At 67.1% G+C, this 12,208-nt stretch carries 11 protein-coding genes; 6 read left to right on the top strand and 5 right to left on the bottom strand.

The window, feature by feature from the left end; all coding sequences use genetic code 11:
• Positions 1 to 546, top strand: a complete 546-nt coding sequence (locus BCO18175_RS05030) for a GNAT family N-acetyltransferase (RefSeq protein ID WP_174980105.1) — start codon at positions 1 to 3, stop codon at positions 544 to 546.
• 178 nt (positions 547 to 724) lie between these two features.
• On the opposite strand, the gene BCO18175_RS05035 is transcribed toward BCO18175_RS05030, so the two are convergent.
• From BCO18175_RS05035 to BCO18175_RS05055, 5 genes are all read right to left on the bottom strand, one after another.
• A complete protein-coding gene (locus BCO18175_RS05035) occupies positions 725 to 1,507 on the bottom strand; it encodes a peptidylprolyl isomerase (RefSeq protein ID WP_174979767.1) in 783 nt (260 codons plus the stop codon).
• An 18-nt stretch (positions 1,508 to 1,525) separates the two neighbouring features.
• Complete coding sequence (locus BCO18175_RS05040; protein ID WP_059532602.1) at positions 1,526 to 1,834, bottom strand: BolA family protein; 309 nt, start codon at positions 1,832 to 1,834, stop codon at positions 1,526 to 1,528.
• Position 1,835: 1 nt separating this feature from the next.
• The gene (locus BCO18175_RS05045; protein WP_011352350.1) at positions 1,836 to 2,366 is read right to left on the bottom strand and encodes a septation protein A; all 531 of its coding nucleotides are present in this window, start codon (positions 2,364 to 2,366) and stop codon (positions 1,836 to 1,838) included.
• 122 nt (positions 2,367 to 2,488) lie between these two features.
• A complete protein-coding gene (msrB, locus tag BCO18175_RS05050) occupies positions 2,489 to 2,920 on the bottom strand; it encodes a peptide-methionine (R)-S-oxide reductase MsrB (protein ID WP_011352349.1) in 432 nt (143 codons plus the stop codon).
• Between the two features lie 44 nt (positions 2,921 to 2,964).
• On the bottom strand, positions 2,965 to 4,533 hold the full coding sequence (locus BCO18175_RS05055; protein WP_174979768.1) for a protein adenylyltransferase SelO: 1,569 nt from the start codon (positions 4,531 to 4,533) through the stop codon (positions 2,965 to 2,967).
• A gap of 146 nt (positions 4,534 to 4,679) precedes the next feature.
• Between BCO18175_RS05055 and BCO18175_RS05060 the strand changes: the two genes are divergently transcribed.
• The 5 genes from BCO18175_RS05060 (at position 4,680) to BCO18175_RS05080 (ending at position 12,159) form a co-directional block, all read left to right on the top strand.
• Complete coding sequence (locus BCO18175_RS05060; protein WP_174979770.1) at positions 4,680 to 6,323, top strand: 3-(methylthio)propionyl-CoA ligase; 1,644 nt, start codon at positions 4,680 to 4,682, stop codon at positions 6,321 to 6,323.
• 188 nt (positions 6,324 to 6,511) lie between these two features.
• The gene (locus BCO18175_RS05065; RefSeq protein WP_174979772.1) at positions 6,512 to 8,596 is read left to right on the top strand and encodes a 3-hydroxyacyl-CoA dehydrogenase NAD-binding domain-containing protein; all 2,085 of its coding nucleotides are present in this window, start codon (positions 6,512 to 6,514) and stop codon (positions 8,594 to 8,596) included.
• A gap of 40 nt (positions 8,597 to 8,636) precedes the next feature.
• On the top strand, positions 8,637 to 9,269 hold the full coding sequence (gene pncA / locus BCO18175_RS05070; RefSeq protein WP_046545910.1) for a bifunctional nicotinamidase/pyrazinamidase: 633 nt from the start codon (positions 8,637 to 8,639) through the stop codon (positions 9,267 to 9,269).
• Positions 9,270 to 9,318: 49 nt separating this feature from the next.
• Positions 9,319 to 10,497, top strand: coding sequence for an acetyl-CoA C-acyltransferase (locus BCO18175_RS05075; protein WP_174941187.1), 1,179 nt, complete (start codon positions 9,319 to 9,321; stop codon positions 10,495 to 10,497).
• Between the two features lie 261 nt (positions 10,498 to 10,758).
• Entirely contained in the window at positions 10,759 to 12,159 is a 1,401-nt protein-coding gene (locus tag BCO18175_RS05080; protein ID WP_174979774.1) for a GGDEF domain-containing protein, read from the top strand.
• The last annotated feature ends 49 nt before the right edge of the window (positions 12,160 to 12,208 follow it).

Here is a 12,208-nt window from a genome sequence, read left to right on the forward strand (position 1 = left end):
ATGATGTTCGACCCGAACGCGCCGGTCGAGGTCGTCACGCTGCGCGACGCGCGCGCGAGCGAGGCAGACGCGATCGGCCGCGTGATCGCCGCCGCGTTCGCGGGCGAGCCGGAAGGCGGGCAGTTCGAACGGCGGATCGTCGAAGCATTGCGTGCGGACGGTGCGTTGAGCGTCTCGCTCGTCGCGGAGCGCGACGGCCGCCTGATCGGGCACGTTGCATTCTCGCCGGTGTCGATCGGCGGCGAACCGTCCGGCAGCCAGGGCTGGTACGGGCTGGCGCCGCTCGCGGTACTGCCCGACTGCCAGCGGCAGAGCATCGGCGCGGGGCTGGTGCGCACGGGGCTCGACGCGTTGCGCCGGCTTGGCGCGCACGGCTGCGTCCTGCTCGGGGAACCCGCGTACTACACGCGCTTTGGCTTTGCGCCATCCGGCGACATCGTGTTTCCGGGCGTGCCGCCCGAGTATTTCCTCGCGCTGTCGCTCGACGATTCGGCGCCGCGGCCGGCGGGTGACGTTCGCTATCACGACGTGTTCTACCCCGCGTAGCGCAAGTTTGCAGCGCGAGTCGATCCGGCACACGGGAAAGGCCGCTCTTCGGAGCGGCCTTTTTCTTTTGGCGGAGGTGGGCCGCAGTGCATCGTGATGCGACGGCAGTCAGTTCGCGGGCAATAAAAAAGCCGCTCCGAAGAGCGGCTTTTCGATGCACGGGCGACGAGCGCCGGCGTTACTGGATTTTTGCCTGCTGGCGCAGACCTTCCTCGAACGCCTGCAGCTTCTGCTGCACGAGCTGCTGCGCGATCTGCGCCTTCACCTGATCGAACGGCGGCGGGGCGATGTCGCGGATGTCGTCGACACGGATGATGTGCCAGCCGAACTGCGTCTTCACCGGCGCGTCGGTCATCTGGCCTTTTTGCAGCTTCTGCGCGGCCGCTGCGAATTCCGGCACGTACGCCTTCGGGTCGGACCAGTCGAGATCGCCGCCGTTCTTGCCCGAACCCGGATCCTTCGAGTACTGCTTCGCGAGATCCTCGAACTTCGCGCCGGCCTTGATCTTCGCGATCAGGTCCTTCGCCTGCTGCTCGTTTTCGACGAGGATGTGGTGCAGGTGGTATTCGCGATTGCCGCCGGCGCCCTTGACGAGGTCGTCGTAGCGCGCCTTCACTTCGGCGTCGGTCGGCTGGTTCTTCTTCAGGAAGCTCTCGATCATCGAGCGCAGCACGACGGTCTGCTGCGCGACGGCGACCTGCGCCTTCACGTCCGGACGGTTCGGGATGCCTTCGCGGATCGCTTCCTGCATCAGGATTTCGCGGTTCACGAGTTCCTGGCGCACGGCCTGCTGCAGTTGCGGGCTGTCGGTCTGGCCTTGCTGGACGAGCTGAGCAACCATCGCGTCGGCGCGCGACTTCGGAATCGGCGTGCCGTTGACGACGGCGATGTTCTGGGCAAATGCCGGTGCCGCTGCGAAAGCAGCCGCCGCGACCCACAGGCGGGGGGATTTCAGGATCATCGGGAATTCCTAATGAGACTAGATTGAAGATTCGTTGAATTCTTCGGGCGTGTAAGCCACGATCGCGAGCGCGTGAATGCCGCGCTGCATCGCATCAGCGAGCGCATCATACACCAGCCGGTGCCGCGCGACGCGCGGCTTGCCCGCGAACGCGGCCGACACGATCGTGACCGTGAAATGGCCGCCGGCGGCCGCGCCGGCGTGGCCCGCGTGCTGCGCGCTGTCGTCGCGCACGGTGAGCGACAGCGGGGCGAGCGAGGCGGTGAGGCGCGCTTCGATCAGCGCGATGCGTTCGTCGGGCGACGCGTGGAGAAAGGCGTCCGTCATGTCATTCGTCCTTCAGGTATTTCGTGAGCCACAGGCTCTGCAGGATGATGAATACGACCATCGCTCCCGTCGTGCCGAACAGCTTGAAGTTCACCCATTGCGATTCGGTAAAGTTGTGCACCACGTACAGGTTCGCGACGCCGAGCACCGCGAAGAACAGCGCCCACGCTACGTTCAGCTTGTCCCACACGGGGTGCGGCAGCGTGAGCTGCTTGCCCATCATCTTCTCGATCAGGTTGTTGCCGAACGCATAGCGCGCGGCGAGCAGCCCGATCGCAAACAGCCAGTACAGCACAGTCGGTTTCCATTGAATGAATTTCTCGTCATGCAGGACGAGGGTGGCACCACCGAAAACGACGATCACGCCGAGGCTGACCCACAGCATCGTGTCGACCTTCCGGTGCCGGAAGGCGACCCACGCGACCTGGGCCAGCGTCGCGACGATCGCGACGGCGGTGGCGGTAAAGATGCCCCAGACCTTGAAGGCGGCAAAAAACAGGATGATCGGAAACAGATCGAACAGGAATTTCATGGCGCTCGCAGCTGCGTGAAAGGCCGCTTGCGCGGCCTTTCACCGTTGTAGGGACCCGCCAGGCACCGCTGGAGCGGATCGGGCGGCGGCAAGGGCCGCCCCGCGGATCCGTCCGGCGCCGCTCATTCGTTTTCGGGTCGGGACTCGAAGTTTAACGCAGCCGAATTGATGCAGTACCGCAAACCGGTCTGGTCGCGCGGGCCGTCCTCGAACACGTGGCCGAGATGCGCGCCGCAGTGATTGCAGCGCACCTCGACGCGCACCATCCCGTGCGAGTAGTCGACCTTTTCGTCGATCACCTCGCCGTTGAGCGGCTTGAAGTAGCTGGGCCAGCCGCAGCCCGAGTGGAACTTGGAACCGGATTCGAACAGCGGCGTGCTGCAGACGACGCATTTGTAGATGCCGTCGTCCTCGGTGTCGGTGTATTCGCCGGTGAATGCGCGCTCGGTCGCCGCATGCTGCGTGACTTCATACTGCATCGGCGTGAGCCGGCGGCGCAGCTCGGCGTCGTCCTTCTCGTACGGGAAGGTCTTGTCGTCGGAATCGTGGGACATGTGGGGTTCTCCTGATCGGTCGGTCGATACGCGCGGGTTGGGGCTCAGGACGAGCAGCTCACTTCGAGCGAACCAGCCCAGTCGGGCGGCAACGCCGCGTACGCTTCATGCTCCGGTTGTTCGTCGAACGGCCGGCGCAGGATCTGTGCGAGCCGCTCGACTTCCGAAAAATCCTTTTCCTTCGCGCGCCGGATCGCGACTTCGGCCAGATGGTTGCGCAACACGTATTTCGGGTTCACGCGATTCATCGCGGCCGCGCGTGCCGCGTCGTCGCGTGTTTCCTCGGACAGCCGCGCGCGGTAGAGGTTCGCCCACGCATCGAACGCGTCGCGGTCGATGAACAGGTCGCGCACCGGTGCATCGCGGCTCGCGTCGTGCTTCGAGATCTGCGCGAGCCGGCGGAACGTCAGCGTGAAATCCGCGTGGCTCGCATGCATCGTCTCGAGCAGCTTGTTGGCGAGTTCAGCATCGTTCTCGCGTTCGAGCTCGAGGCCGAGCTTCGCGCGCATCGCGCGTTCGAGCGCGGGGCCGAAACGTTCCGGGAATTTCGCGAGCACGGCCTGCGCGTCGTCCACCGCGCGCTCGGCGCGCGCATCGTCGTCGGCGATGCCGTGCTGCAGCCCGATCAGCGGCAGCAGCGCCTGCGCGAGGCAGTAGCAGTTCCAGTGCGCGATGCGCGGCTGCATCCGGTACGCATAGCGGCCGCTCGTATCCGAGTGGTTGCAGATGTGGTTCGCGTCGAACGCATCGACGAAGCCGAACGGGCCGTAGTCGATCGTCACGCCGAGGATCGACATGTTGTCGGTGTTCATCACGCCGTGGCAGAAGCCGACGGCCTGCCACTGTGCGACGAGATCGGCCGTGCGCAGCGTCGCGGCTTCGAGCAGCGCGAGGTACGGATCGTCGGCGCGGCGGCAATCCGGATAGAAGCGGTCGATCACGTGATCGGCGAGCTGGCGCAGCAGGTCGGGGCGATCGTTCGAGAAGAAGTGCTCGAAGTGGCCGAAGCGCACGAAGCTCTCCGACACGCGCGTGACGACGGCCGACGTCTCGATCTCCTCGCGCACCACCGGCTGGTCGGAGCCGATCACCGTCAGTGCGCGCGTGGTCGGGATGCCGAGGTGATGCATCGCTTCCGAACACAGGAATTCGCGGATCGACGAGCGCAGTACCGCGCGGCCGTCGCCCATCCGCGAATACGGCGTGCGGCCGCTGCCTTTCAGCTGCAACTCGTAGCGGCGGCCGTCCGTGCCGGTGCGCTCGCCGATCGTCAGCGCGCGGCCATCGCCGAGCTGGCCGGCCCACACGCCGAACTGGTGGCCGGAATACACCGATGCGTACGGCATCGCGTTCGCGGGCCAGTCGCGCGTCGGGTTGCCGGCGAACAGCTCGGCGAAGCCGGGCTGCGCGGCGATCGACGGCGGCAGGTCGAGCAGTTGCGCGACTTCGCCGGAAAAGCCGACGACGTACGGCGCGGCAAGCGGCGCGGCCGGCAGCCGCGTATGGAACGCGTCGCCGAGCGCGACGAACGCGCCGACGGCGGGCTCGCCGAGCGTGGCGGCGAGGTCGGGGAGGGTGTCAGCCGGATCGGCTGCGCTTCGGGAAAACGACATGTTGAGCGCCTCTGGGTAAGCCGATATTGTAAGGCGGCGCCGCGCCGCCCGCATGGTGGCCCGCGCACCGTGCGCCACGCCCGTCCGGGGCCGCTGACGGGCGCGCTGCAGAGGCACCGATTCGCATCCTCACGGAGAACAAGACGATGGGTAAGCCGTTGCTGGGCCAGATGATGGACATGCCGTTGCTGGTGTCCTCGCTGATTTCTCATGCCGCTCGGCATGCCGGCGACACGGAGATCGTGTCGAAGCGCGTGGAAGGCGATCTGCATCGCTACACGTACCGCGATTGCGAACGCCGCGCGAAGCAGCTGGCGCAGGCGCTCGCGCGGCTCGGCGTCGAAACCGGCGATCGCGTCGGCACGCTCGCGTGGAACGGCTACCGGCATCTGGAAGCGTATTACGGGATCGGCGGCATGGGCGCCGTGTGCCACACGATCAACCCGCGCCTGTTCCCCGAGCAGATCGCGTACATCGTCAATCACGCGGAAGACAGATACGTCTTCTTCGACATCAATTTCGCACCGCTCGTCGATGCCATCGCGCCGCAATGCCCGCACGTGAAGGGCTGGGTCGCGATGACGGACGCCGCGCACCTGCCGTCCGGCACGACGCCGTTCCTCTGCTACGAAACGCTGGTCGAAGCGGAGGACGGCCGATACGACTGGCCGCGCCTCGACGAGCAGCAGGCGTCGGGGCTCTGCTACACGTCGGGCACGACCGGCAACCCGAAGGGCGTGCTGTATTCGCACCGCTCGACCGTGCTGCACGCGTACGGCGCCGCGCTGCCCGATGCGATGAACCTGTCCTCGATGGACGCCGTGCTGCCCGTCGTGCCGATGTTCCACGTCAACGCGTGGGGGCTGCCGTACGCGGTGCCGCTCACGGGCGGCAAGCTCGTGCTGCCCGGCAAGGACCTTGACGGGAAATCGCTGTACGCGCTGATGGAAGCCGAGCGCGTGACGTTCTCCGCGGGCGTGCCGACCGTGTGGCTCGGCCTGCTCAACTACATGCGCGAAGCCGGCGTGCGCTTCTCGACGCTGAACCGCACGGTGATCGGCGGCTCCGCGTGCCCGCCCGCGATGCTGCGCACCTTCGAGGACGAATACGGCGTGCGCGTGATCCACGCATGGGGGATGACGGAACTGTCGCCGCTCGGCACGCTCGCGAAGCTCAACTGGGCGCAATCGCAGCGGCCGCTCGACGCGCAGCGCAAGCTGCTCGAGAAGCAGGGGCGGGTGATTTGCGGCGTCGACATGCGCATCGTCGGCGAGGACGGCCACGAGCTGCCGTGGGACGGCGTCGCGTTCGGCGAACTGCAGGTGCGCGGCCCGTGGGTGATCGACCACTACTTTCGCGGCGATACGTCGCCGCTGTCGGACGGCTGGTTCCCGACCGGCGACGTCGCGACGATCGACCCCGACGGCTTCCTGCAGATCACCGACCGCAGCAAGGACGTGATCAAGTCGGGCGGCGAGTGGATCAGCTCGATCGACATCGAGAACGTCGCGATCGCGCACCCGGGCGTGGCCGAGGCGGCCTGCATCGCCTGTGCGCACCCGAAATGGACCGAGCGCCCGCTGCTCGTCGTGGTGCCGCGCGAAGGGGCGAACCTGACCCGTGACGCGCTGCTCGCGTTCTACGACGGCAAGGTTGCGAAATGGTGGATTCCCGACGACGTCGTGTTCGTCGAATCGCTGCCGCACACCGCGACCGGCAAGCTGCAGAAGCTGAAGCTGCGCGAGACGTTCCGCGATTACGTGTTGCCCACGGTGGTGTGCGAGCCGTAACGCCGGGCCCGGGCCGGAAGCGGCCCGCAAAGCGGTCGCCCGATCCGTCCCCGGATCGGGAACAAAATTCAAATTGAACGACCGTGCTTTTTCGTTGTATGCTGCCTCAGTTCATTCGGACATGCGGCTGTTCGACCGCGCACAATGAAGCGCAGCCACCCCGGCGCGCGATGCATGGAGGCAGGCAGATGGCAGTGGATTACTCGACTCGCGACGGCGTGGCCGTTCTTACGCTCAACAATCCGCCCGTCAACGGGCTCGGCCTGTCGACCCGTCAGGGCGTCATGGACGCGCTCGATCGCGCCGCGCAGGACCCGTCGGTCACGGCCATCGTGCTGACCGGCGCGGGACGCGCATTCTCGGGCGGCGCCGACATCACCGAATTCAATACGCCGAAGGCGCTGCAGGAGCCGACGCTGCACACCGTGATTCGCGCGGTGGAGGCGAGCGCGAAGCCCGTCGTCGCGGCGCTGCACAGCGTCGTGATGGGCGGCGGCCTCGAGCTCGCGCTCGGCGCGCACTACCGTGTCGCGGCACCCGGCGCGCAGGTCGCGCTGCCCGAAGTGAAGCTCGGCCTGCTGCCGGGCGCGGGCGGCACGCAGCGCCTGCCGCGCGCGGTGGGGCTCGAAACCGCGCTGAACATGATCGTGTCGGGCGCGCCCGTGCCGTCCGAGCAGCTCGCGAAGAGCGGGTTGTTCGATGAAATGGCCGACGGCGACCTGCTCGATGCGGCCGTCGCGTTCGCGCGCAAGGTCGGTGCGCAGAACGGGCCGCATCCGCGCGTGCGCGATCGCAAGATCGACCATGCGAACGCAGCGGGCTTCATCCAGTTCGCGCGCAATTCGGCCCGGGCCGCCGCACCGAATTTCCCCGCGCCGCACAAATGCATCGACGCGGTCGAGGCCGGCGTGCTGCACGGCTTCGACAAGGGCAGCGTTGCCGAGCGCGAGGGTTTCGTCGCGCTGATGATGACGCCGGAAAGCCGCGCGCTGCGGCATGCGTTCTTCGGCGAGCGCGCGGCGAGCAAGATTCCCGACGTGCCGGCCGATACGCCGCTGCGCGAGATCCGCCGCGTCGGCGTGATCGGCGCGGGCACGATGGGCGGCGGGATCGCGATGAACTTCGTCAACGCAGGCCTGCGGGTCACGCTGCTCGAGACGAAGCAGGACGCGCTCGAGCGCGGCGTGGCGACGATCCGCAAGAACTACGACGCGCAGGTGAAGAAGGGCAAGCTCACGCAGGAGAAGCTCGATGCGCGCATGGCGCTGATCACGCCGACGCTGTCCTATGACGACCTGAAGGACGCCGACCTGATCGTCGAGGCCGTGTTCGAGGAACTCGGCGTGAAGGAGCAGGTGTTCACGAAGCTCGACGAAGTCGCGAAGGCGGGCGCGATCCTCGCGTCGAACACGTCGACGCTCGACGTCGACAAGATCGCGGCGTTCACGAAGCGCCCGCAGGACGTCGTCGGCATGCACTTCTTCAGCCCGGCGAACGTGATGAAGCTGCTCGAGGTCGTGCGCGGCGCGCAGACCGCGAAGGACGTGCTCGCCACCGTGATGGCCGTCGCGAAGAAGATCCGCAAGACGGCGGTCGTGTCGGGCGTGTGCGACGGCTTCATCGGCAACCGGATGATCGAGCAGTACATCCGCCAGGCGCTCTTCATGCTCGAGGAAGGCGCGCTGCCCGCGCAGGTCGACCGCGCGATCGAGAAGTTCGGTTTTGCGATGGGCCCGTTCCGGATGAGCGACCTCGCCGGCAATGACATCGGCTGGGCGATCCGCAAGCGCCGCTACGTCGAGCAGCCCGGCCTGCAATACTCGAAGATCGCCGACCGCCTGTGCGAGCAGGGCCGCTTCGGCCAGAAGACGGGCGCCGGCTGGTACGACTACGTGCCGGGCGAGCGCAAGGCAAAGCCGTCGTCGCTCGTCGACGAGCTGGTCGTCGCGTATTCGAAGGAGCGCGGCGTCGAGCGGCGCAAGATCGGCGACGACGAGATCGTCGAGCGGCTCGTATTCGCGCTCGTCAACGAAGGCGCGAAGATCCTCGAGGAGAAGATCGCGTCGAAGGCGTCCGACATCGACATGGTCTACCTGACCGGCTATGGCTTCCCGCTGTGGCGCGGCGGCCCGATGCTGTACGCGGACGTGGTCGGCCTCTACAACGTCGAGCGCGCGATTCGTCGCTACGCGGCCGCGCCGAACGGCGACGCATGGCAGCTCGCGCCGTCGATCGCGGAGCTCGCGAAGGCCGGCCGCGGGTTCAACGGCTGACGCGCCGGATCGCGGCGCGACGCATACCCGGAGAAACGCAATGAAACGCACCGACGACGTACTGCTCGTGATCGACGTGCAATACGACTTCATGCCGGGCGGCGCGCTCGCGGTGCCCGACGGCGATGCCGTCGTGCCGGTGATCAACGCGCTGGCGCAACGCTTCGACCAGGTCGTGCTGACGCAGGACTGGCACCCGCGCGAGCACGTGTCGTTCGCGGCGAACCATCCGGGCCGTGAACCGTTCTCCACGCTCGCGCTGCCATACGGCGAGCAGGTGCTGTGGCCGGTGCACTGCGTGCAGGACACCGACGGCGCGGCGCTGCATCGCGATCTCGACATCCCGCATGCGCGGCTCGTGATCCGCAAGGGCGGCGACGCGCAGGTCGACAGCTATTCCGCGTTCGTCGAAGCCGACCGCACGACGCGCACCGGGCTCGCGGGCTATCTGCGCGAGCTGGGCGCGAAGCGCGTGTGGTGTTGCGGGCTCGCGACCGACTATTGCGTCGCGTGGTCGGCGCTCGATGCGCGCGCGGCCGGGTTCGAAGCCGCGGTGATCAACGATGCGTGCCGCGCGATCGACCTGAACGGGTCGCTCGCCCACGCATGGCAGCAGATGCAGGCAGCGGGTGTCGCGCATGTGACGTCCGCGGGCGCGCGCCCGGCGGCGTAGCGCCTTCCCATTCGATTCAGGACTTGAAGCAGGACCGAAGGAGACTCGCATGACCGAAGCCGTAATCGTATCGACCGCCCGCACGCCACTGGCGAAATCCTGGCGCGGTGCTTTCAACATGACGCATGGCGCGACGCTCGGCGGCCACGTGGTCGCGGCCGCGCTCGAGCGCGCGAAGCTCGACCCCGCACGCGTCGAGGACGTGATCATGGGTTGCGCGAACCCCGAAGGCGCGACCGGCGCGAACATCGCGCGGCAGATCGCACTGCGCGCGGGGCTGCCCGTGACGGTGCCGGGGATGACGGTGAACCGTTTCTGCTCGTCGGGGCTGCAGACCATCGCGCTGGCCGCGCAGCGGATCATCGCGGGCGAAGGCGAAGTGTATGTCGCGGGCGGCGTCGAATCGATCTCGTGCGTGCAGAACGAGATGAACCACCACATGATCCAGGAAGGCTGGCTCGTCCAGCACAAGCCCGAGATCTACTGGAACATGCTGCAGACGGCCGAGAACGTCGCGAAGCGCTACGGCATCTCGAAGGAGCGGCAGGACGAGTACGGCGTGCAGTCGCAACTGCGGGCCGCGGCCGCGCAGGAAGCCGGGCGCTTTCGCGACGAGATCGTACCGATCACCGTGCTCGCGGGCATCGCCGACAAGGCGACGGGCCGCTTGTTCACGAAGGAAGTGACGGTGTCGGCCGACGAAGGGATTCGCCCCGACACGACGCTCGAAGGCGTGTCGAAGATCCGGTCGGCCGTGCCGGGCGGCGTGATCACCGCCGGCAACGCGAGCCAGTTCTCCGACGGCGCGTCGGCCTGCGTCGTGATGAGCGCCGACGCCGCGCAGCGTGAAGGGCTGCAGCCGCTCGGTGTATTCCGCGGCTTCGCGGTGGCCGGTTGCGAGCCGGACGAGATGGGCATTGGCCCGGTGTTCGCCGTGCCGAAGCTGCTGAAGCAGGCCGGGCTGAAGGTCGACGATATCGGCCTCTGGGAGTTGAACGAAGCGTTCGCGGTGCAGGTGCTGTACTGCCGCGACACGCTCGGGATTCCTGAGGATCGCCTGAACGTGAACGGCGGCGCGATTGCGGTCGGCCATCCGTACGGTGTGTCGGGTGCGCGCCTGACGGGCCATGCGCTGATCGAAGGCAAGCGGCGCGGCGTGAAGTACGTGGTCGTCACGATGTGCATCGGTGGCGGGCAGGGCGCGGCCGGCCTGTTCGAAATCCTCTGATCTTTGGCAGGGTGCGGCCGCGGTTTCGCTTCGGCGAGGCCGGCGGCCGCGACACGAATCGGCGCGACTGAACCACCATTCGAAACAATCGGGAAGCAAGAGGCGTGCGCCGCGCAATGCCGTTTCCCCTTACTTGTCAAACGAATTGCCCCACCTATACTTGCTCTGACATTTGCCTTTCGGCACGATGGGCCGGATCGTGCGTCGAGTGATCCGTGCCGCGAAGGTTCGAACCAACGCAGCAGACCGACCGGGGACCGAATGAGTACGACCTATGCAGCCGGGGAACCGCCGCGCGTCGTCAGCGCGGCCGCGAGGCTCTACGCGAAATGCCTGCTGATCGGATTCGCGTTGCTGCCTGCTTATCTGATCGCCTATCTGTGGTTCTTCAGCGACCCGCACGCCGTATTCGAGAGCCACGCGTTCCATGAAATCGCGATCGCGGCCGCGACCCTCGAGGGCGCATTCGTCACCTACGTGACGTGGGTGTGCTACCGGTCGTCCGGCGAGCCGTTGTTGCGCTGGCTGACACTTGGCTTTCTCGGCTTCGCGATGATCTATGCGCTGCACGGTGCCTTCACCGGGATGGCGCATCACAATATCTGGCTGTTCCTGCTGTACGGGCCCGCGTCGCGCCTCGTGATGTCGATCCTGCTGCTCACGGGCCTGATGTCGTATTCGCGTCCGCCCGACCGGATCGAGAAGCGCACGAGCATGCGCACGTGGCTGCCGTGGATCGTGTTCTTCGTGATCGTCAACGTGGTCGTGGCGTACATCGCGTATTCGCCGATCGCGGGCGCGCTGGGCACGCGGCTGTCGATGGAAGGCGGCGCGCTCGTGTTCTCGCTGCTGAACGTCGCCGTGCTGCTCGCGCGGCGGATCCGTTCGCCGCTGATGGTGATCTACGGCGTGTCGATCATGGCGTTCGCGCTGTCGTCGCTCGCGTTCATTCTCGGCAAGCCGTGGAATCACATGTGGTGGCTCGCGCACGCGATTTTCGCGGGCGGCTTCTTCCTGCTCAGCTACGGCGTCGTGCAGGCGCTCCAGACGACGCGCTCGTTCTCGGCGATCTACAGCCAGGAAGACCTGATGAGCCGGCTGTCGGAATCGATGGCGCGCACCGAAAGCGCGCTGCAGGAGCTGCGGCGCACGAACCAGAAGCTCGAATACATGGCCGCGACCGATCCGATGACGGGCGCATCGAACCGCCGGCAGTTCATCGCGCAGGTCGAGCGCGAGATGGTGCGGGCCGAGCGCGACGGCACGCCGTTCTGCCTGCTCGCGCTCGATCTCGACAATTTCAAGAACATCAACGATGCGTACGGGCACCAGATCGGCGACGAGGTGCTGCGCGGCGTCGTGCGCCAGTGCCTCGATGCGATCCGGCCGGCCGGCGGGCTCGCGCGGGTCGGCGGCGAGGAGTTCATGGCGCTGCTGCCGGACATGCCGCTCGAAGGCGCGCGGATGACGGCCGAGCGCGTGCGTTCGTCGATCGCGAGCTCGCCGTTCGGGCTCGATTTCAAGCGCGTGCAGGTGACGGTCAGCGTCGGCGTTGCGCAATACGGGGCCGACGGCAGCACGGTCGATGCGTTGCTGCGCGTGGTCGACGAACGCTTGTACCAGGCAAAGCGGGAAGGGCGGAACCGGGTCGTGGCGCGGTGACACGGGTTTGCACGGCACGCGGGCGCCGGTGACCGGACGCGGGACATTC

The sequence above is a fragment of the Burkholderia lata genome (assembly GCF_902499335.1).
GTDB lineage: Bacteria > Pseudomonadota > Gammaproteobacteria > Burkholderiales > Burkholderiaceae > Burkholderia > Burkholderia lata_B.